The sequence below is a fragment of the Achromobacter pestifer genome, from assembly GCF_013267355.1.
GTDB classification, from domain to species: domain Bacteria; phylum Pseudomonadota; class Gammaproteobacteria; order Burkholderiales; family Burkholderiaceae_B; genus Achromobacter; species Achromobacter pestifer_A.
Genome location: NZ_CP053985.1, coordinates 5,555,520 through 5,576,619 on the forward strand (window position 1 = coordinate 5,555,520; position 21,100 = coordinate 5,576,619).

Here is a 21,100-nt window from a genome sequence, read left to right on the forward strand (position 1 = left end):
AGCCGACGGCAAAAATGCGAGGGAGGGAAAAGCAGGAAGCCATGCAGGGAAGCAAACCTCGGATGTCGTTGCCACGCACGCCAGGAATCCGGCCCAGGCGTCCCGTGCCCCGGCGGACGCCGGGGCATCAGGATAGCAGCCAGGGCAAACTGGCGCGCCGATCAGGTCAGACAGCCGCCGGCCTGATGTTCTGGTTATGCCGGAACAGGTTCTGCGGGTCGTAGCGGGTCTTGGCCTGGACCAGCCGGTCGAAGTTCGGCCCGTAGGCCGCGCCCAGCCGCTCCGGTTCGTCCTGCGTCAGGAAGTTCACGTACACCCCTCCTTGCGCATAGGGCTCGGTGGTCCGGAACAGCGTCCGGGCCCACGCGATGCAGCGCTCGTCTTCTTCCGGGAAGTCCCAGCGTCCGTGCACGTTCATGGCGAATTGCGCCGAACGGTGCGGATAGGCCATGGCGGACACCGGGACCTGCGCGGCCACGCCGCCGATGTAGCCCAGGAAGATCTCGCATTGCGGCGAAGGCAGGTTTTCCACCGCGGCGACAATGGCGTCGATCAGTCCGTCTTCCAGGCCGCCCAGATTGTGCGACTTCCAGTAGTTGCGGGCGCCGGGCGTAAGCAAGGGATCGAAAGCCTTTTGCCAGGCGGTGTACGGCATGGGCCCCAGATGCTCGCCATAAGGCTTGCCGAAGCCGCGCACCACGTCGACCGCGGCCGGACCTAGTGCCGGATCGCCCGAATAGCACATGGCGAAGGCGACCATGGGTTTGCCATGTACCGCTTGCGGCAGGAAGGGCAGCGGCGGCGCCAGCCGCAGCACGGCCCAGACCGTCAGTTCCTGGGGCAGGGTCGCCAGCGCATCCCGGTACTTCGACAGCGCTTCCTTGCCCTGTTCCAGCGGCAGCACCACCAGGCCGCCATAAACCTCGGGGCCGACCGGATGCAGCTGGAATTCGAACATCGTGACTACGCCGAAATTGCCGCCGCCGCCCCGGATCGCCCAGAACAGGTCCGGGTTGTCCTGTTCGCTGGCGTGCAGCAGCTTGCCGTCCGCGGTGACGACATCGGCCGAAAGCAGGTTGTCGATGGTCATGCCGAACCTGCGGGTCAGCCAGCCGAAGCCGCCGCCCAGCGTCAGCCCGGCCACGCCGGTGGTGGAATTCACGCCCAGTGGCGTGGCCAGCCCATAAGCCTGGGCCTCATGATCGAAATCGGCCAGCGTCGCGCCGGGCTCCACATAGGCCCGGGCGCGCAGGGGATCGACGCGCACCGACTTCATCGGCGACAGGTCGATCATCATCCCGTCGTCGCAGACCGCGGTGCCTGCGATATTGTGGCCTGCGCCGCGCACGGACAGGACCAGGCCGTTATCGCGCGCGAAATCCACGGCGCGTCGCACGTCGGCGGCGCCGGCGCATCGGAGGATCACCGCCGGCCGGCGGTCTATCATCGCATTCCAGATCTTGCGGGTGTCGTCGTAGCCGGGGTCGCCCGGGCAGAGGACCTGGCCTCGGGCCGAGGCTTTCAGATCATCCAGGGCGCTATCGGAAAGCTTGCTCATCACACACCTCCTTGAAGGTGCTGCTTCGTGAACAACCTCTGAAACTGGGGCCTGTGGGCAGGCCCGGGCCGTCTATGGATTCGGGCGCGGCATGGGATACGCCTCCTGCGTGAGGGGCCATGCCCCTGGAAGGGCGGCGCGCCGCGCCGGGAGCCAGTCGGCCGGCTCCCGTTTTGCGCGCCGTGGCGTGCGTATCCGGAAAGCTTACTCCTCGCTGGTCCATTCCACCTGCACGCCGAGGCTGCGCAGGTTTTCGACGAAGCGCGGATGGGCGCGGCGGATCGGCGTGGCGTTGCGGATCTCCGAACGGCCGTCGATGCTGCTGGCGATCATGAAGAGCGCGATGGCGACGCGGATGATGTAGGGGCTCTCGACCACCGCGGGCGTCAGCGGCCGGCCGCCGAACGTGATCAGTCGGTGCGGATCGGACGAAAACACGTGGGCGCCGAACTTGGACAGTTCGCCGGTCCAGCCCAGCGCGCCGTCGTAGACCTTGTTCCAGAACATGGCGTTGCCTTCGGCGCACACGCCCAGCGCGATGAAGATGGGCAGCAGGTCCACCGGGAAATAGGGCCACGGCGCCGCTTCGACCTTGGTCAGCACATTGCTGGTGAAGGGCGTCTGGACCTTCAGCGGGCCGGCGCGCAGCGCGCGCGACCAGCCGTTCTCATGCACGATCCGCACCCCGAATTTGGCGAAGGTGCGGTCGATCAGCGGGAAGTTCTCCGGCGTGCTGTTGCGCACCACCACGTCGCCGCCCGTGATCGCGCCCAGCGCGAGAAAGGTGGTGATCTCGTGGAAGTCTTCCTCGAAGGTGAACTCGCCGCCGCCCAGGCGGGCGCCGCCGCGCACCGTCAGCCGCGACGTGCCGATGCCGTCGATGTCCGCGCCCATCATCGCCATGAAGCGGCAGAACTCCTGCACGTGCGGCTCGGAGGCGGCGTTCGTCAGGGTCGATTCGCCGTGCGCGGCGGCGGCGCACAGCACGAAGTTCTCGGTGGTCGTCACAGAGGCGTAGTCCAGCCAATGGTGGGTCGGCTTTAGCGGCTCGCTGCTGCGGACCAGCAGCGAGCCGCTGGCGCGTTCCACCTCGCCGCCGAAGGAGCGGAAGATGTCCACGTGCGGATCGATCTCGCGCACGCCCAGCGTGCAGCCCTTGACGTTGTCTTCCAGCCGCGCCACGCCAAAGCGCGCCAGCAGCGGCGGCACCAGCATGATGGAAGAGCGCATTTCCTCGGGCAGCCGGTGGCGGGCGGCGTCGAAGGCGGTGTCGCGGTGGTGCAGGTCCAGCGTGCGGGTGGACTCGTCCAGACGCACGTCGCTGCCCAGGGTACGGAAGATTTCCAGGATCTTGCGCACGTCCGTGATGTCGGGCACGCCGTGCAGCCGCAGCGGCTGGTCCGTCAGCAGGGTGGCGCACAGCACCGGCAGGACCGCGTTCTTGTTGGCCGAAGGGATGACGCGGCCGCGCAAAGGGGTGCCGCCGTGGACGATGAGGTTGGACATGGAGCGAGTAGGACGAGAAAAAATAGGGAGAAGGGAGCCGCCTGGGCTCCCGGTAAATTCACACTGTAAAGGCGCGCGGCGGCCGTGTCATGCCGGCCGGGCTGCGCCAGGGCCGGGATTCCTGCGGATCAGGACCCAGCCGCCTATGGTCAGCGCCAGGCCGGCCCCCAGATAAGGCAGGCCGAAAATCAGCACCCAGAAAAACAGCGCCGTATAGGCGTCGTTGGCCGCCTGCTTGCCGCCGGTGGCCGGATTGAAGATGCCGGGCTCCATCGCAAGCAGGGCGCCGAGCAGGTTCAGCAGGACGGCCAGGCCGAGCATGGCGCAGCCCCAGCCGATCAGGCGGCGGAAATTGGGAATGCGGACCAGCGCCGCGACGAGCGCCACGCCGATCAGCAGCGACACGATGCCCGTCGCAATCAGCATCCTGTCCAGCGCTGCCATATAGGCAAGCCCTGTCAAGTCCGCCAGCCCGAATGCCTGCTGCATGACCGGATTGACGACGCCGCCGCTGGCCCAGGCGACGAGCAGGCCGAACGCGATGCTGGTGAGCCACTTGGTCAGGGCAGAAGGCATGCGGGAGTCCTGTTCATAATGCGGTGCAGCGAGAATACTGCGGATTGCTACTGACGAATGAGACGGGCGGTAACCGTCATCAGGGCGGGGCCGCTGCGCCTAGGCCCGGCGCCGCATTCTTTCCTGGTGCAGCAGCCTGACCTGTTCGGCGAACTCTGGCGCCGGCCCGTCGACGGGGATGCCGTCCACGACCTCGGCGATGGCCAGCGGCCGCACCTTGGACGTGGGGGCGACACCCCATTCCCGCAGCCATTCCCGGTACTGCGCGGAGGAGCTGGCATAGACGATCCTGCCCAGTCCGACCCAGCCGTGCGCAGAGGCGCACATGGAGCAGTGTTCGCCCGAGGTATAGACGGTGCAGGCGGCGCGTTCGGCCGGCGGCACATTGTTCGCGGCCCAGCGCGCGATCTCGAATTCCGGATGCCGCGTGCGATCGCCGCCGGACACGTGGTTGTGGTCTTCGAACAGGACCACGCCGTCGGGTGAAACCAGCACCGAGCCGAAGGGCTCGTCGCCTGCTTCCAGCGCCCGTCTGGCGAGTTCGACACAGCGCGCCAGATGCTTCTTGTCCGTTTCGGTAATCATGCGAGCCTCCTCGTGTATGCCGCGCGGCAGGGGGCCGGCGGCTGTGGATGGGCAGGCCGCCGGCATGCAGCCGCAAGCATAGCCTTCTTGCAGGCTGGCTTAGTAATACACGTCCACGTAGTCCGTCAGCCCGCCGCAGGCTTCCATCTGCTGCAGGCGCCAGTACTTGCGCTTGCCCGTCGCTCGGAACTCGAATTCGCCGTTGCGTTCGCAGCGCCGGCCCTTGTCCGGCGCGTCCAGGATCAGGATGGTGCCGCGGAAAATGAAGCGGTCGCCGGCGATGGAGACGATATCGCCTTTGATCTTGAGCGTGCCCTCGTGGTTGGCCTGCGTGCCCTCGATGCGCACCACGTCGTTTTCATCCGTGGCGGTCAGGTGGCCGCGCTGCGCCGACCAGAGCCATTGCAAGGTGATACCGCTGTTGTTCAGCAGGCGCTCGTAGGCGGCCTGGTTCTGGATGTCGGTCTTCTGCACCGAACCCGAGGTTGCGGCCGCGGCGGGCGCGGTGGCGGGCGCGCCGTGCGCCTTTATCGGCGGCACAGCCATGGCCGGCGCGGTTGCTGCAAGCGCCAGGCCTGCCGCCAGCAGCAGGCTGGACATCCGCTGTTTTCCCTTGGCGATGATCGTGTCGCTTTCGAGGTTCTTGTGCATGGTTCTCGTCAAGTAAGGGGTAGGAGGGCGCGGCCGCCCGGCAAGGGCTGCCTGACGGGGACGCCGCCGCGGATGCGCTTGGGCCGAAGGTCGGCGGGCGCATAACTTAGCACGGTCATCGGACCCCGATAATTGCTGTTGTTTGAGCTTATGTATCCATTGGTTATTTACATTACCAATGAATACGGCCAGCCGTCGCGCCAGTCCATGCCCCCCGCCCTCTCACTGTTTGGCGGCTGCGCTCTGCGCCCGGAATGCGGCTTCGCCCGCATCGGAAATCTCGACCCATTTCCTGTCGGGCGCAGCGTCCGGCACATAGCTGTCGTGCCAGTTCCACCACTTGTAGGTCGGCGTCTGCGGATAGCCCTCGGGCGAATCCTCCCAGACTTCCTGGCGTCCCAGCGGCGTGATGTCCAGGTAGTTCCAGGTGCCGCCCATCTGCTCGTCGCCGCGGTTGTTGAGGAAGTAGGTGCGAAAGATGCGGTCCCCGTCGCGGTAGAACACATTGGTGCCGTGCCATTCGTCCACGCCGAAGTCGGCGTCGAACCCATCGGTCAGCGTGTACCAGGGCATTTTCCAATCCATCTGCGCTTTCAACCGAGCGATGTCCGCCTGCGGCGCGCGGGAAACAAAGACCAGCGTGGTGTCGCGGGCGTTCAGGTGCGCCAGATGGGCGACCTGGTCCGCCACCATGGAGCAGCCACGGCAGGCATGTTCCGGCCAGCCGTACACGCCCGGTTCGAAGAAGGCGCGGTAGACGATCAGTTGGCGGCGGCCGTCGAACAGATCGGGCAGGGCTAGCGTGCCCGCAGGGCCGTCGAACGCATAGGCCTTGGTCACTGGCGTCCAGGGCATGCGCCGGCGTTCGGCCGCCAGCGCGTCGCGGGCGCGGGTGTGGGCTTTTTCCTTGACCAGCAGTTGCTGGCGGGCGGCCTGCCACTCCTGTGGCGATACGACCAGGGGCGTGCGCATGGCGGAGCGTCCGCCTTTGCCTTCGTTCTTGCTTGATGTAGCCATGGTTTCAAACCTCCAGATCGGGCCGGGCTCCGAACGCCAGGTTTGCGCGCGGCTCCAATCTTTGCGGCCCCAGAGGTAGTCTGTCACCGTCGATTCCAAGCGGGGGAGTAACAAATGCGGCGACATTCCGGGTTTGCATTGCGCTGCTTGTGCCCGGCAATGTTTCGTGCTGTTCTATCAGATGGGTCATCCCCAAGGAGATAGTCATGACAGGTCATGCCAAGCAAAGCCAGCGCTTCACGGTCAGCCATCTCAACGAAGACGATTTCAAGACGGGCGGGCTGCGCAGTTACTCGTCCTATCGCGATCTGGGCATTGCCGCGGCGACGCAAGGGGCCGCCACCGCGCACGTCATCCGCATGATCGAGCCGTTCTCGGAAAAGTTCAGCCAGCGGCATCATCACGAGGTGCAATTCCAGCTGGTTTATGTGCTGAAAGGCTGGTTCAAAAGCGATTTCGAAGGGCAGGGCGTGCAGACCATGAAGGCGGGCACCTGTTGGATACAACCGCCCAATATCCGGCACACCGTCGTGGGGTGGTCGGATGACTGCGAACTGCTGGAAGTGATCTTGCCGGCCGAGCACGCAACGGTCGTCGACGAATAATGCCACCCGGCGCCGGCCTCAGAAGCTCACCGCCAGCCCCACCGAGAAACCCGACACATTGGAGCCGAACACATAGCGGCCCACCAGCCGGGTGCGGGTGATGATCACGTCATAGGCGCTGGAGTCCAGCTCCAGGCCCGCGCCCACGGAGGTCAACCGGTCGAACCCCAGGATGCCGCGCTGGTCTCCCAGGAATTCCGAATGGGTCAGTTCCAGCACGTAGCGCAGCGGCCGTTGCAGCATCACCAATCCCGTGGGCGCGCGGTAGCGCGCCCACAGATTGGCCGACTGCGCCGTGGCATGGCCCTGGACCGCCGCAGAGCTGTTGAAACTTTGCAGCCGCATGTCGGAGTAGCGCAGTTCTACGTCGACCTCATAGCCGGGACGGTAGTGTTCGTAATCCAGCATCAGCGAGCCGCCCAGGCCATAGGCGTTGAGCGAACCCTTGTCGAGGAAACTGATGTCCTTGCCTGTCTGCTGTCCCACATACCAGCTGGCGGCGCGCAGGTCGCTGGTGACGTTGCCCAGCGCGAAATTGAAGATCGGCCGCAGCTTCAGTTCGTCGGTCAGCTTGAAGTCCCAGCCTATGCCGCCGGTGGCCGAGAAGCTGTTCCACTTGGTGGGGACGCTGCGGGACTCCGCGCCCTGCGTGGCGACAAAGGTCGGATCGTAGCGGCTCGCGGCCAGCACGCCTTCCAGGTAGATGGGGACCGACTTGGATATGGTGTCGCCGCCGCCCAGCTGCGTCATGGCGAATTCGCTGGACCCCGTGACCGATCCGCTGCTCCCGCCTATGTTCAGCGAGCTGGTTGTGATGTCCGGCACGATGGAGAACGACATGAGGGCGAGCACCCCGTTGGCGCGCTTTTGCAGATCGTCCTGGCTCAGGCGCAGGCCCTGTTGCGCCCACGCTTGCGGTCCGGCCCCGCAGGCCAGCAGGGCAAGCAGCCAGCCTGTACGTTGCCTCGCCATGCTCAGGGACAGGGGCATGTCATCTCCGGAGTAAGTTGCGCTGGGGTCACGGTGTGCTTAGCGGCTGCGAGCCGGCGATGGCGGCCCGGACGGGGCCTGGTCGCGCCACAGCGTGACGCGGTTGCGTCCTGTCTGCTTGGACTCGTACAGGGCCTCGTCCGCCCGCCGTATGACTTCGGCAGCGGATTCGCCGTCTTGCGGCCAGAGCGCGACGCCGATCGACACGGTCACGCGGCCCACGCTGTCTGGCATGAGACGCCGGGCCACGGCCGTGCGCAGGCGTTCGGCGACCTCGCTCGCCTTGGCGGCCGAATGGGTGGGCAGTAGCGCGATGAATTCTTCCCCGCCCACCCTGAAGGCGCGATCCTGGTCGCGCAGGCAGGCCCGGATCACCTCGGCCAGCGCGACCAGCACTTTGTCGCCCGTCATGTGGCCGAAGCTGTCGTTGATGCGCTTGAAATGATCCAGATCCATGGCTATGACCGCCACGGAGGTGCCGTCGGCCGCGTAGGCGCTCAGCACCTCGGTCATGGCCCGGCGGTTCAGCAGACCGGTCATCGGATCCGTCAGCGCCTGGGTGTTCAGGCGTCCCACCTCGTCCTGATGCAGGTTGAGCGTCAGTTGGACGGCGTCGCGCAAGGTGTCGGCCTCGGCGTACCAAGCGTTGAGCCGCTCGAGGTCCACGCCGGCCGACTTGCCCGCGGTCATGGCGCGGGTCAAGCGCGACAGCGGCGAGGCGATGGCATAGGCCAGGCCGCACACCAGCAGCAGCGTGAGCGCGATGGCGGGGATGGCGGCGCGCAACGCATCCCCGAGCAATTCACGCAGCGGCGACAGCACCTGGTCCAGCGTACGCTGCGCCACCACCGCCCAATTGCCCTTGGCCAAGGGCGCGTAGCCGGTCAATACGGCGCCGCCCTCCGCTTGCGGGTACAGGGCGGCGCCGTCGTGCCGCGCCGGTTCGACGCTGGCCAGATCGAGCGTGCCGGGCGCGGCGTGCCGGCGGTACAGCACGTCGCCGTTGTTGCCGACCAGGAACACCGACATGCCGGCGATTTCGTCCCGGTCGCCGATGATCCGGTCCATGCCGCTGCCGGCGTCCAGCTTGATGGCGATGGCCAGATAGGCCAGGGGTGCACCTGCCGGGTCTTCCACCGGTTCCACCACGGTAAGCACCGCGGCCTGGGTACTGGGAAGCGTCGTCACCCAGGCGCCCGGACCCGGGGCGCTCACGCCCAGATCGGCAAGACGCAGGATCTTTGCATCTGCAAGCTGGCCGGTAGGGGAGCGGGCAACGATACGGCCGGCGGTGTCGGCCAGCATGACCGCGTGCAGCGAGTCGATCTGGCCGGCAAGGCGCTGCAGTTCGTTCTGCAGCGCCTGCGGCTTGTCCATGGACGCGGGGAACTGACTGGCGGCATTGCGGGCCTGGCGATGCAACGCGGCAATATAGACGTCGATGACCTCGGCCAGCTTTTCGGCGCGGGCGTGGTTGGCGGCCAGCGCGTTCCTGATGATCTGCGCTTTCTGCACCTGGTAGCTGGAGTACATGGCGTTGGAAAAGCCGACGGCCACGCTCAGCACGGCCAGGGTGACCAGTACCGCATGCAATCCGACCTTGCGCTTGCGCGTGCCTGTGTAGCTTGACCGAGGGCTCATCGAGACTCCATGCAATATCCCATGCGTACTGGTGTATCGACCGCGTCTAGTTTGACAACGATAAATGGGCACGAAACATGCCGCAATACCGGGCTTCCGTAATTGCAATCCACGATTGATTTAACGAAGAAAATGTGTAGGCTTTGTGCGGTATATCCAACATAGCGCCGCGTGATGCCGTTCACGTCTGTAATTTCTTATTACTTCCGCCGCTTGATCCATCACGCTTTGCCGCGCTCGCACGTGTGATTTTGCTCCTGCATTCGCCTGACTTCATTGCTTGCCGGACCGCCCATCCGAGCGGTTTGTCCACTGCCCCGTCTGGAGAAAGTGATCATGAAGCTGCTTCGCCGCGCGACGGTCTTCCATACACAGCAAAGCCCGGTGCCCAGGCGCCCACGTTCGGCGCCGGCCGCATTGACGTCGCTGGCTATCGCGCTTGCGGCGCCGGCATGGGCGGCCGATGGTCCCAAGCCTGCCGAAGCGCCCACCAAGGCAGCCAACGCGGCCCTGCTGAAGGAATTGCCGTTCTCGGACAAGACGGCCTTCGAATTGGCGCACAAGGGCTTTGTCGCGCCGCTGCCCGCCGGCATGATCAAGGGCGCCGAGGGCAACCTGGTCTGGGATTCGGACAAGTACGGTTTCATCAAGGAAGGCTCGGATGCGCCCGACACCGTCAATCCCAGCCTGTGGCGGCAAGCGCAGCTGATCAATATCTCGGGCCTGTTCCAGGTGATGGACGGGATCTATCAGGTGCGCAACCAGGATCTATCGAACATGACCATCGTCGAAGGCAAGGAAGGCCTGACGATCATGGATCCGCTGATCTCCACCGAAACGGCCAAGGCCGCACTGGACCTCTACTATAAGCACCGCCCCAAGAAACCCGTCGTGGCGGTGATATACACCCACAGCCACGTGGACCACTACGGCGGCGTGCGCGGCGTGGTCGACGAGGCCGACGTGAAGGCGGGCAAGGTCAAGATCTATGCCCCGCTGGGATTCCTGGAACATGCCGTGGCCGAAAACGTGATGGCCGGCACCGCCATGAGCCGCCGCGCCAGCTACATGTACGGCAACCTGCTGCCGCCCAGCGCGACCGGCCAGGTGGGCGCGGGCCTGGGCACGACAACCTCGGCGGGCACGGTCACGCTGATTCCGCCCACCGACATCATCGAGAAAACCGGCGAGAAGCGCACCATCGACGGCCTGACCTATGAATTTCTGTACGCGCCCGGCAGCGAAGCGCCCGCCGAGATGCTGTACTACATCCGGGAGAAAAAGGCGCTCAACACCGCCGAGGACTCCACCCACACGCTGCACAACACCTATTCCCTGCGCGGCGCCAAGATCCGCGACCCGCTGGCCTGGTCGAAGTACCTGAACGAGGCCCTGAACCTATGGGGCGACGACGTCGAAGTGATGTACGCCATGCACCACTGGCCGGTCTGGAACAACAAGGACGTGCGCGAACAGCTGAGCCTGCAGCGCGACATGTACCGCTACATCAACGACGAGACCTTGCGCCTGGCCAACATGGGCCTCAACAAGGAAGAGATCGCCGAACAGGTCAAGCTGCCGAAGTCGATCGCCACCAAGTTCTCCAACCGGGGCTACTACGGGTCCGTCAACCACAACGTCCGCGCGACTTACGTGCTTTACCTCGGCTGGTTCAACGGCAATCCCGCCACCTTGCACACCTTGCCCATCGAAGAAGGCGCCAAGCGCTACGTCGACATGATGGGCGGCGTGGACGCCGTGGTGAAGAAGGCGCGTGAATACTACGCCAAGGGCGACTACCGCTGGGTGGCCGAGGTCGTCAACTACGCGGTATTCGCGGATCCGAAGAACCAGGAGGCACGCAGCTTGCAGGCCGATGCGCTGGAGCAGCTGGGCTACCAGGCTGAAAGCGGCCCGTGGCGCAACTTCTACCTGACCGGCGCCAAGGAATTGCGCGAAGGCGTGCAGAAGCTGCCGGTACCGGACACCGCCAGCCCGGACACCGTGCGCGCCATGACGCTGGACATGTTGTTCGACTATTTTGCGGTGCGGCTGAACCGCGAAAAGACCGAGGGCAAGCACGTCGTGCTGAATGTGGATTTCACCGACACGAAACAGCAATACATGCTGGAAATGGCCAACAGCGTACTCAACCATTCCGAGGGCAGGCAGGCCAAGGACCCCAGCGCCAGCGTGTCGCTGACCCGCGACACCCTCAACAACATCATGTTGAAGCAGACTACGCTGAAGGACGCCATGGCCAAAGGCGATGTCAAGGTCAGCGGCGATCAGGCCAAGCTCGCCGAAGTTTTCGGCGCGCTGGACGACTTCCCGTTCTGGTTCAACATCGTGACGCCCTAGCGGCGGGGGGCGGGAGGCCGATATCGGCCTCCCGCGTTGGTTGGCACGGATGCACGCCTACTTCATCTTGACGACGTCGTCCGGCTTCCAGGTCTGGTCGTAGAAGGCATCTTCCGCTCCGTATAGCCGCAACGCGATCAGAAAGTCGCGGCCGGGTATGGTCTGGATGAATGCGGCATCGGCGATGCCCTCCGGCTTCCGCGGCCCGAACCAGATTTCCTGTGAACCGTCCGCTTGCTTGGGGATGTCGTAGTAGCCGTTGGTGGACGGCATGAGCTGCTGCGTTTCCGGCATGGTGCCGTCGGTGACGTTGTACGCCGTGACCGCCCAGAACAAGGCCGCCGGCGCGTTTGCCGGCAGCCTCAGTTTGTAGGTATTTGAACCGTTCATGAAGTTCCCGGCCGCATCCCTGGCTGTGTAAGGATACTTCGAGCCCGCGCCCGTCGTGCGCATGACCATGGCCGGCGCCGATGAATAGGCGTACTGGAAGAAGCCGGCGCGCTGGTTCACGTCCAGATAGGTTTCCTGCATCCATTCCGCCGTGCCGCCCGCCCAGGCGCGCTCCCATTGACGGTCCTTGTAATAGAGATTGCGGCCGTCCTCGCGTCCCAGTTGGCGCAGCGCCAGTATCATCCTGGGCGCGGTTTCCACGGCCTTTTGCAGCATCTCCTGCTGGCGCGGGGTCGGCTTGAAGGGCTGGCCCTTGACGATGCCGATGGACGCCAGGACGCCGCGCAGCTCGGGATCGATGGCGGACACCGGTTCGTAGTCGACGAAGTCCTTGAGCTTCTGCCAGTACTGGCCATCCACCGGGTACATCATGTCGACGCGCTTGCCGCTGGCGTCCGGAAATTCCATGGGCTTGATGTTTTTCTCCTCGGCCCACAAGGGATAGACACGAGTGGTCTCCGCCGCCTTGACGGCGGGGCCGGGGTCGGGCTTGCCGTCGCCCTTCGCCATGACGGTGCGGAAAAACAGAAACACGTTGTAGGTCGGTGACTTGAATGCGAAATAACTGCTGGGAATATGGCCGTCGTAGTCCGGCGGCAGCAGCAGATACAGGCCGCCGCGCGCGCGGTCCGGGCCGATGGCGCCCACGTCGGTGATGGTGCGCTGGAAGAAGTCGGTAAACATGCCGATGACATTGGCCGGGGCCTTGACCACCAGCGGGCCGGTCTTCTTCAGGTCCAGGTAGCTCATCGAATAGATGACGTCTGCATTGGGCGTGGGCACCATGGTCTTGGCGTCCATGCGCTCCTTCCAGATGGGCAGCACGTTGTACCCGGCTCCAAATGTCTTCTCGGAGCCATCGCGCATGCCGATCACGTTGAGCGCGGGCAGCATCGTCATGTAGGCATGGATGGCGCGCTGATAAAAGAGTTCGTCGCGCAGGCGCTCCGCCTCGTCCTGTGCGAGCCAATTGCCGTTGTTGAGCTGTTTGACCAGCGGCGAGACGGTGGCCTGTTCCTGCGCGGCGCCCGCTGCTGCGGAAAGAGCGGCCAGCAGCACGGCGGACAGCAGGGTGAGTCTCGGTTTGTTGCGCATGAAGGAACTCCTGATAACGGCTGCGGATACGCTCCGCGCATGCCATGGCGAAGTGGAAAGGAAAAAGCGCGGACCGGCGGGCCGGCCCGGAAGATCAATCCATTTTCTTGACTTGCGGCGGTTTCCAGCTGCCATCGAGTACGGCCTGCTGGCCCCAGTACGCGCGTATGTAGAGCGAGAACGGTTCTTTTGGCGATGGCAGCCAGTTGGCTTCCTTGTCCTGGCCAGGCGAGGTCGGCTCAACGTAGAGGGTCAAGGATCCGTCCGCATTGCGCGCGAGGTTTTTGTTCTTGGTGCCCAGCGAGTAGCGTTTGAGTTCGTTCGGACTGAAGAGGTGCAGCTTGTTGTAGAGCGTCAGCGACCAGAAACCCTTGACGGGCGGAAGCTGGCCTTTGGGGAAGGTGATTTCATAGCGCTGGTTGCCGTCCAGCTGCGTGCCGGCCGAATCGAAGTCCGTATAAAAATACTGCGTTTCGGTCGGCCGGTTGTCGAACATGTTCGACTTGGCCGTGCCCGTGCGGTTGAAGTAATCCAGCCCGGTCTGGGCGTTGTTGGTGGACCGGTTCCAGTTGTTGCCGGCGGGGCGGCCGTTGTGCTTCCACTGGAAGAACGGCGCAATGACCTGGTCCTCGGTTTCCTTGGCGGCCTGGAGCAGGGCTTCCTTGATGGCGGGATCGCGCGCGGCCGCGGCAAGCACGGAACGGAACTGCGCGTACATGGCTTCTTCGCCGGGCAGCGGCGGCACCATGTCCAGCACTTTGCCGAACTGGTCGAAGAAGGTCTCGGGGACCACCCACCGCGTTTCGCCCGAGTTGGCGCTGTCGGTCTGAGGGTTCGGGATTTCGGGCGCGGTCTTCCAGTCTATGGTCTTCATCTTGCCGTTGAAGTCCTTCAACGGATAGAACACCACCTGGTTTATCTTGGCCTGGATGGCCTTGCGATCCTGTTCCGTGTCATCCATGAAAATGCGCGGGATGGCGTTGGCCAGCGCGGTGGGACTGCGGATGACCGCCTGCACGCCGGCCGGCCGCTTGCCCTTCCAGTTGGGGCCGACCAGCAGATAGAACCCTGGCTTGCTCATGTAGGGCTTGCCCAACTGGCCGAACTGGTTGGTGCGCTGGTCATAGAGCGCATAGACCCAGAAACGGTCGCCGAAGTCGGGCACCTGGGCGATCACGGGCTCTTCGTCCAAGGAGAAAAAGCCCAGGCCGTACACCACGTCCTGGTTGGGACAGGTTACGAAGGTTTCTTGCGGGACGATGTAATCGTGGAGCATGCCCACCTGCCCACGCGGCGCGGCAGGCAGGATTCCGCCCAGCAAGCCTGGGCGGGGCGCCTTGGTTATCCGGTCATTGCGGTTCAGCATGTTCACCATGGGCCAGCCCCAGACATAGGCGTAGCGGCCTATGGCCTTGGCGTACTCGGGGTGCATGATGACGTCTGGCGCCGGTAGCGTCAGCGCGGTCTTGGCGCCGGGCGCCTGCGGCGCGCCGAGTGCGGCCGGGATGCCGGTCGCCAGCGGCAGCAAGGCGAGCGACAGAATTGCGAGTCCAAGTTTCATTCTTGCGCTCCTTGGGGGGGAACTACCAGAACACGAATCGGACATTCAAAAGCACGGTGGCCCAACCCGCCGCACGGCAGATCAGCGCTACTCTGGGTTTCCAGAAAGGCTGGCAAGCCGGATTTTCAAAACGAACACTTAAGTCTATGCTAGTTTTTTTTGCAAGTCGCCAGGAAGAATCGTGGCTTGGCGACATCCGGCCCCTTGGGGGCACAACCCCATTGGGGTATGCGGGCAACATGGAGCAGCGGCGGCCCTGGTCGGCCCGAAAGCGCGCCTTCCCTATCCTGGAGCAGCGCGCCTCGGACTCGCCGAGCAGGCGGTTCCTGCGCTCGCCCTAGACAGGAGAGCAAACATGTCCAGCAAGAACACCGTTTGTATCTGGTACGACAGCGACGCCCTGGAAGCCGCGCAGTTCTACGCGCGGACCTTTCCGGACAGCGCCGTGCGCAAGATCCTGCGCGCGCCGGGCGACTATCCCTCCGGCAAGCAGGGCGATGTGCTGACGGTGGAGTTCACCGTCGCGGGCATCCCGTGCGTGGGTTTGAACGGCGGTCCGGCCTTTAAGCACAGCGAGGCTTTTTCCTTCCAGATTTCCACCGAAGACCAGGCTGAGACTGACCGCCTGTGGAACGCCATCATCGGCAACGGCGGCCAGGCCAGCGAATGCGGCTGGTGCCGGGACAAGTGGGGCCTGTCGTGGCAGATCACGCCGCGCATGTTGATCGAAGCGATCTCGGATCCGGACCCCGCCACCGCCAAGCGCGCGTTTGACGCGATGATGACGATGAGCAAGATTGATATCGCGGCCATCGAGGCGGCGCGGCGGGGGTAGGGGGCTGATTCCCCCTTTTGGCTGATTCCGGCGGCGGCGGTGCGATCTATCATGGAAGCGCCGCGCCGCGCCGGGACAGGCCATCCACATGGCTCGCTCCGAGGCTAGCAGGCGTTTGCGCTGTTTTGCTCGGGGAGCTTTCCTATGGCCAGGCTCGCGGTTCGCATCATGGCGCTGGTCGTGCTGGCAGGTTGCGGCGTCGGGGCCCATGCGGGGCCCGGACAGGCCATCGAGGCCACCGGCACGTCACGTTCCTCATCTTCTTCGCGCAGCAACACCGGCGCCGCCATCGACGCGGCGCAAAAGGTGTTGAGCGATTATCTGCGCAGTTCCGGCCAGCAGGACGACGCGCTGCTTGACCAGGGCGCGCAGGACCGATTGCGCCAGCAGTACGAGGACGCGCAGCGCGCGGCGGAGGCCCAGGCCCGGGCGAAGCGGGAGGCCGACTACCAGCGGGACCGCGACCGGATCAAGGAGGGCTACGGCACGGATCCCGCCCTGAATCCCTGGAACAACTCCGCGATGCGCGACAAGCCCCGCAATGTTCCAGCCGATGCACCAAATCCATCGGCTTCCGCCAATGCCGGGCCCAAGGATCCCGGGGCCGACTACGCCGGCCAGGCCTGCGAGTACTTCACCCGCCCCTCGGACGCCGCGCATCTGAACTATTACGGCGAAGGTTCGACCGTCGTCTATGGCAGGCGTGTCTATCAATGCCGGGACGGACGCTGGATGTACCGCTATCCCGATACGGTGCTGAGCGCGCGCGACCGCAGCCGGCTTTCTGCCACCCAACAGGAGAAGTGATATGCCATTGTTCGCTTCGGTGGTGGCGGCCGTGCTGGCGTCTTCGACCCTGGGCGCGCCGCTGGGCTTGGGAGAGGAGAGAAGCCAGGCGTTGTATAGAGCATATTCCGATGCCTTGGATCTGGGCTTTCAGGCGATGGGGCCCAGCATGAAGCGAGCGTTGGCGACATATTGCCAGGACGGGCAGTCCGTCGACGGTTACTGCATCTGGGTGGTGCAAGGGGTAATCATCGGCAGCCATCTCAGCGGCAATTACGAGGACGTGCTGCGCTACGGCGACCGTTACGCCGCCGCAAGGCTGGCGGATCTGCGGTCCAGGCGCGAGCCCCTCGGCGCCTGCCTGCCCGCGTACGTAAGCACGGTGAAGCCGGGCACGACCAGTACCCTGATTTCCTGGAGTTCCTCCGTGCCGTCGCTGGCCTACCTTGCGCGAGCCCGCCTCAAGCGGCCCGCGACGGGTTCGTACTATCAGGCATTCTATTGCGCACGCCGAGCCCCGAACGAACTGCTGGATGCTTATGACCCTGCGCAATCCAGCGTGCCGGCGAACGAAGCGGAAGCGGGCGTGGCCCGCAGGTTCGAGGCGGAAATCCTGCGCCCGATGCGCGCGGCGAGCGAGCGGCTGCAAGCCGACCTCAAGCGCAGCATCCACTCAGACAGCACGGCGCTCAGCCGCAATTTTCTCCAGACCGCGGTGTTATATGGAAACGCGTACACCGCATGCAGCCGGGCGCGCTTCCCGGCCAACCTCTGCGGCTACCTGAGCGCGGACCGCATCGAAGTGGAGTTTTTCGAATCCAAGCTATGAGCTGCCTGTTGGTCCCGGCCCTCAACCCCCGGCCGGCAGTACCCGGATTCCCGTGCGCTTGACGAATTCCTCGTAGCTGATGGGCGGCCCGGCCTTGGTGCTGGCGGCGTTCGCCTGCCAGTGCACCCACGAACGCCCCGAGGTCGCGTCGTACACAACCTTGTAAATGTAAGTGGGCACGGCCACGCCGGAGCCTATGGTCTTGGGCTTGTCGGCGTAGACCGGCCCGGTAAAGACATACACGTCACCCGCCGCGCGCATCACATATTTGCGAGTGTCCTGCTCGATGCTGCTCCAGGCGCCGCCGTTATGCGTCTGGTCCTGGGGCACCATGTTGGCCAGGGAGAAGCTCTGCGCCATGGCTTCGGGGTTGGACATGTCGCCGGCAGGGGCCATGTGCCCGCGCGAATAGCCCGAGCCGCGATAGTCGTCCAGTTCCGCCCGTTCAGCGCGCGGCAGGCGCGCCTCGGCGTAGAACTTGTCGGTGCGGCGTTGGCCCTGGGCCTGGGTCAGCATCTGGCGGTTCAGGCGTTCCGCCACGAACACCGGCGTCTTGGTCTGCCCGTCATGCAGGATGGCGAAGGCCGAAAAACACACCTCCCGTAGCTTCTGGCCGCTCGGCACCTCGGGCGGGCGCGAGTGCGGAAAGAACTGCCGGCATTCCGCAAACATCGTTTGAACCGGCGCTCCAGTCCGCGCCGCGGTCGGCACCGCTGCAGGGGCCGCGGGCTGGCGTTGCTGCGGCCAGCCCAGGCGCGTAATGACTTCCTGCACCGGCGCCGGAATCCGCCACTGCGGATTCAGCACATAGGTGGCCGCGCCGAAACTCGCCAGGGACGAGAACAGCAGGGCCTTCAGGAATCGGGGGAAACGGCCGCTGGACCGGGAACCGGCACGGGCCTTGGATCTGCTTGGGGGACTTCTCTTCCTGGAAGCGGGTGTCTTCGCGCGCGTCATTACTACCTGTGAGCTACTGCCCGATTGCGGTTGGCAACCGGCACCGCCCCGGATTGTAGATGAGTGGCGAATTTGCCACTTATGGCGCTTTTTTTGCGTTGGGAGGGGGCTGTTTCGTCTTGGCTTTCATAGAGAGAAACCGCTTTGTGCAAGGGGTTACGCTATGTTTCCAGGACATATTTCCCACGTAGAATTCCTGCTGGCCCCGCGTTGCGGCGGCGCGATACCCATGCATTCAAGATGTACGTCGATCTCCTCACTCTTTACTTCATCATCATCGGAACGCTGCTCGCCAGTGCAGGCCTGACGTTCTGGGAGCATCGGACCCATCCCAGCCGCAGCGGATCATTGCGTATCCTGGCGGCGGGCTTCGCCACGCTTGCCGTGGGGTGCACCGTCGCGCTGTTCCGCGCCAAGCTGCCTGGCGCGTTCGGCTCGGCAGTCGCCAATCTGATCGTGCTCAGCGGTTATCTGTTGATCATGAATGGCGCGGCCTCGCTGAGCGGCAGGCGCTATCGCGCCGCTTCCTACGGTTTGCTGATCGTCATGGCCCTGATCTGGCTGGCTGCCGGCGACGAGGGGCAGGACGTGGTCTGGAAGTACATCAGCGCCTTCCCCATCGCGCTGGTCAGCGGCATGACCGCCTGGGAGCTGCTGCGCTGCCAGTCCCTCAGGTCGCTGACGCCCCTGCGCATCGCCACTGCGGTGGCGAGCATCCACGCGCTGGTCTACACCGCCCGGGCCTTCATCCTGCCCTGGTGGGTGGCCGAGCATGGGCCAGGGGTACATCTGGCCGCCAGCACCCTCACCATGTACGAAGGGGTGCTGTATTCAATCGTTCTGCCGATGACGCTGCTCAAGCTGATCCGCGAAGAGACCCATGGCCAGCTGCTGCGGGAATCCCAGACCGACTACCTGACCCGCCTGGGCAACCGCCGTTGGTTCTTCGAGCAGGGCGCCCGCATCATCGAGGGCGGAGCAGGGCGCGGGCCCGTGGCCGTGCTGGCCTTCGATCTGGACCAGTTCAAGGCCATCAACGACAGGCACGGCCACCAGGCGGGCGACCAGGTGCTGAAGTTCTTTGCGGACGCCGCGCGCTGCGTGCTGGGCGACGGCGTTTTGCTGGCCCGCATCGGCGGCGAAGAATTCGCCGCGCTCTTGTCCGGCCCCGATGCGCGCCGCGCCACGGTGCTGGGGGCAGCCGTGGCGCAGCATTTTGCCGTGACGGTATCGGGTCGGGACGACAGTCTGGGCATACCGGCCACGGTCAGCGTCGGGCTGGCGCAGTTCGAGGACAAGGTTCCGCCTCTGGCCGATGCGCTGGCCGCGGCGGACCGGGCCTTGTACCGGGCGAAGGCGCTGGGCGGGAACCGGGTGGAGTTGGCGAGTGCCGCCGCGAGCCCGGTGAGCTGCTGATTCTCGGGTAGCCTGGCCGGCTGCCGTCATGGGCGCGGAGCCGCGGCGCCGGTTGGGCCTGCCGTCGTCTCCGGTAGCGCATCGATCAGTGCCGCCGTGGTCCGCGGCCGCGAGTACAGCCAGCCTTGCGCCGATTCCACGCCCGCCTGGCGCAGGCTTTCGGCCTGCACGTCAGTCTCCACGCCTTCCGCAATGAGGCCCATGTTGAGCGATTTCGCGATCCGGACGATATGGAACGCGACCTCGGCGGTCACGGCGTTGGTGCCTATGCCTTGCACAAAGACCTTGTCGATCTTCAGGTCGTCGAACGTAAACGTCGTCAGATACTTGAGGTTGGCGCCGCCGGTGCCGAAATCATCGACCACGACGCGCATGCCCAGCGCTCGGATCGCATCGAGCGCGTCCTTGCCGAGCGACTCGTCGAGAATGCTGCGCTCCGTGACCTCGACCTTGAATTGCTGCGGATTGCCGCCGCTGTCCGCGAGCAAGGTGCGAAGATCGGCGATGATCCTGTCCGATTTCACATCGTCGGCGGCAAGATTGATGCTGAGGTAGAACTGTCCGGCACGAGCAAAAATGCCGCGCGCGTCTTGCGCCACCAGCGCGAGCATGCGCTGCGTGAATTCGCCTATCATGCCCAGCGATTCCGCCTTCGCGATGAAGATGTCGGGCGGGATTTCCACGCCTTGCGCGCGCCGCCAACGCATCAGGGCTTCCGCGCCCACCCATGCGCCCGTCTTCAGGTCGACGATGGGTTGATAGACCATGTGGATCTCGCCGCCCTTGAGCGCCCGGCGCAGGGTCCAGGAAGATACCGTCGTGCGCTTGCGGGCAAGATAGAGGGTCAGCGCCGACAGCAGCAGGCCGATGAACAGGGCGATGGCCACCGCCAGCGACTCCGTCAGGGTTTCGAGGCTGCTGAAGCGGCTTATCGGCAGAGCGGCGATCACGCCTGTGGGATAGCGCTTGGATTCCAGCACGGCGACGACATAGCTGCCGTCCGTGAAGGTCGTTTCCTCTCCGGCCCGGCCCGCGTTTATCCATTGCGGCTTGAGAAATCCGGTATGGGTACGGAACTCGCGCGCCATGGGTGAGTACGTCGCCAGCGACACTACGCCGCGCCGGGGCACGTCGATGGGCTGGTCGGGTGAAAAGAAGAAGATCCAGCCGCGGTCCTCGACGGTAAGAAAATCCCCTCGGGACGTGGCCGAGAGCCGCACATGCCTGCGTACGTTGTACTGCCCCACGTAGCTGGGCGGACCCACATCGATGCCTTCTGGATGCGGTCCATATGAAGAGCAGCGCAGGATATTGCCTGACACATGGCCGATGATCATGAAATCGATCGATTGCAAGGCCAGGTCGCGCATGAGACCAAGGTGTGCCGCCGAGCAAGGATCGCTGCCGCCCACCGCGTTCAATTCCTGAGTGTCGCGCTTGAGCGCGTCGGAGATGCGTTCCGATCTTTCCAGCACATTCTGCGCATATCCCAGGGCGACATCCCTGCCGTAGGCAAGAATCTGGTTGTGCGCGGCAAAATAGGCCAATAGCGGCAGCGCGGCCAGCGCAAAGGCCAGCGCAAGCGCCACCGCCGCGTAGAGGGAGCATCGCTCCCACCCGTTCTTGAAGGGGATGCGCATGGCGACTTCTCCGCGTGCGTTGCACGGGGTAGAGCAGGAAT

Annotated in this window: 18 protein-coding genes; 6 read left to right on the plus strand and 12 right to left on the minus strand. The window is 64.7% G+C overall.

The genetic code is table 11. From position 1 onward, the window contains the following. Nucleotides 1-166: 166 nt before the first annotated feature. The 6 genes from FOC84_RS26320 to FOC84_RS26345 all read right to left on the minus strand — a co-directional run bounded on the left by FOC84_RS26320 (nt 167) and on the right by FOC84_RS26345 (nt 5,893). Nucleotides 167-1,558 carry an FAD-binding oxidoreductase gene (locus FOC84_RS26320; RefSeq protein WP_173147426.1) on the minus strand — a complete coding sequence of 464 codons (1,392 nt, stop codon included), beginning with the start codon at nt 1,556-1,558 and terminating at the stop codon, nt 167-169. 204 nt (nt 1,559-1,762) lie between these two features. Then, entirely contained in the window at nt 1,763-3,064 is a 1,302-nt protein-coding gene (locus tag FOC84_RS26325) for a UDP-N-acetylglucosamine 1-carboxyvinyltransferase (RefSeq protein WP_173147427.1), read from the minus strand. An 87-nt stretch (nt 3,065-3,151) separates the two neighbouring features. Continuing rightward, a complete protein-coding gene (locus FOC84_RS26330; RefSeq protein ID WP_173147430.1) occupies nt 3,152-3,640 on the minus strand; it encodes a hypothetical protein in 489 nt (162 codons plus the stop codon). A gap of 99 nt (nt 3,641-3,739) precedes the next feature. Then, complete coding sequence (locus FOC84_RS26335; protein ID WP_173147432.1) at nt 3,740-4,225, minus strand: nucleoside deaminase; 486 nt, start codon at nt 4,223-4,225, stop codon at nt 3,740-3,742. 99 nt (nt 4,226-4,324) lie between these two features. Continuing rightward, on the minus strand, nt 4,325-4,876 hold the full coding sequence (locus FOC84_RS26340) for a hypothetical protein (protein WP_173147434.1): 552 nt from the start codon (nt 4,874-4,876) through the stop codon (nt 4,325-4,327). Nucleotides 4,877-5,098: 222 nt separating this feature from the next. Continuing rightward, nucleotides 5,099-5,893, minus strand: a complete 795-nt coding sequence (locus tag FOC84_RS26345; RefSeq protein WP_173147436.1) for a DUF899 domain-containing protein — start codon at nt 5,891-5,893, stop codon at nt 5,099-5,101. Nucleotides 5,894-6,099: 206 nt separating this feature from the next. Between FOC84_RS26345 and FOC84_RS26350 the strand changes: the two genes are divergently transcribed. Continuing rightward, nucleotides 6,100-6,498, plus strand: a complete 399-nt coding sequence (locus FOC84_RS26350; protein ID WP_173147438.1) for a cupin domain-containing protein — start codon at nt 6,100-6,102, stop codon at nt 6,496-6,498. Between the two features lie 18 nt (nt 6,499-6,516). On the opposite strand, the gene FOC84_RS26355 is transcribed toward FOC84_RS26350, so the two are convergent. Both FOC84_RS26355 and FOC84_RS26360 read right to left on the minus strand, forming a co-directional pair. Next, nucleotides 6,517-7,488: a hypothetical protein gene (locus FOC84_RS26355; protein WP_254241788.1), complete on the minus strand. Its 972-nt coding sequence runs from the start codon at nt 7,486-7,488 to the stop codon at nt 6,517-6,519. 39 nt (nt 7,489-7,527) lie between these two features. Next, a complete protein-coding gene (locus FOC84_RS26360) occupies nt 7,528-9,129 on the minus strand; it encodes a GGDEF domain-containing protein (protein WP_173147440.1) in 1,602 nt (533 codons plus the stop codon). A gap of 336 nt (nt 9,130-9,465) precedes the next feature. Here FOC84_RS26360 and FOC84_RS26365 point away from each other — a divergent pair, with 336 nt between their 5' ends. Then, nucleotides 9,466-11,490, plus strand: a complete 2,025-nt coding sequence (locus tag FOC84_RS26365; protein ID WP_254241789.1) for an alkyl/aryl-sulfatase — start codon at nt 9,466-9,468, stop codon at nt 11,488-11,490. Nucleotides 11,491-11,547: 57 nt separating this feature from the next. On the opposite strand, the gene FOC84_RS26370 is transcribed toward FOC84_RS26365, so the two are convergent. Then, on the minus strand, nt 11,548-13,035 hold the full coding sequence (locus FOC84_RS26370) for a DUF1254 domain-containing protein (protein WP_173147442.1): 1,488 nt from the start codon (nt 13,033-13,035) through the stop codon (nt 11,548-11,550). 94 nt (nt 13,036-13,129) lie between these two features. Continuing rightward, entirely contained in the window at nt 13,130-14,596 is a 1,467-nt protein-coding gene (locus tag FOC84_RS26375; RefSeq protein ID WP_173147444.1) for a DUF1254 domain-containing protein, read from the minus strand. A gap of 355 nt (nt 14,597-14,951) precedes the next feature. Between FOC84_RS26375 and FOC84_RS26380 the strand changes: the two genes are divergently transcribed. The 3 genes from FOC84_RS26380 to FOC84_RS26390 all read left to right on the plus strand — a co-directional run bounded on the left by FOC84_RS26380 (nt 14,952) and on the right by FOC84_RS26390 (nt 17,046). Then, a complete protein-coding gene (locus tag FOC84_RS26380) occupies nt 14,952-15,431 on the plus strand; it encodes a VOC family protein (RefSeq protein ID WP_173147446.1) in 480 nt (159 codons plus the stop codon). Between the two features lie 144 nt (nt 15,432-15,575). After that, entirely contained in the window at nt 15,576-16,238 is a 663-nt protein-coding gene (locus FOC84_RS26385) for a hypothetical protein (RefSeq protein WP_173147448.1), read from the plus strand. A 1-nt stretch (nt 16,239) separates the two neighbouring features. Further along, entirely contained in the window at nt 16,240-17,046 is an 807-nt protein-coding gene (locus FOC84_RS26390; protein ID WP_173147450.1) for a hypothetical protein, read from the plus strand. A 21-nt stretch (nt 17,047-17,067) separates the two neighbouring features. Here the strand turns inward: FOC84_RS26390 and FOC84_RS26395 are convergent, their stop codons facing one another. Next, nucleotides 17,068-18,003: a DNA/RNA non-specific endonuclease gene (locus FOC84_RS26395; RefSeq protein WP_173147452.1), complete on the minus strand. Its 936-nt coding sequence runs from the start codon at nt 18,001-18,003 to the stop codon at nt 17,068-17,070. Nucleotides 18,004-18,243: 240 nt separating this feature from the next. On the opposite strand from FOC84_RS26395, the gene FOC84_RS26400 reads away from it, so the two are divergent. Continuing rightward, the gene (locus FOC84_RS26400; protein ID WP_173147454.1) at nt 18,244-19,419 is read left to right on the plus strand and encodes a GGDEF domain-containing protein; all 1,176 of its coding nucleotides are present in this window, start codon (nt 18,244-18,246) and stop codon (nt 19,417-19,419) included. Between the two features lie 26 nt (nt 19,420-19,445). Here FOC84_RS26400 and FOC84_RS26405 read toward each other — a convergent pair whose 3' ends face one another. Then, the gene (locus FOC84_RS26405; protein WP_173147456.1) at nt 19,446-21,059 is read right to left on the minus strand and encodes an EAL domain-containing protein; all 1,614 of its coding nucleotides are present in this window, start codon (nt 21,057-21,059) and stop codon (nt 19,446-19,448) included. Between the last annotated feature and the right edge of the window lie 41 nt (nt 21,060-21,100).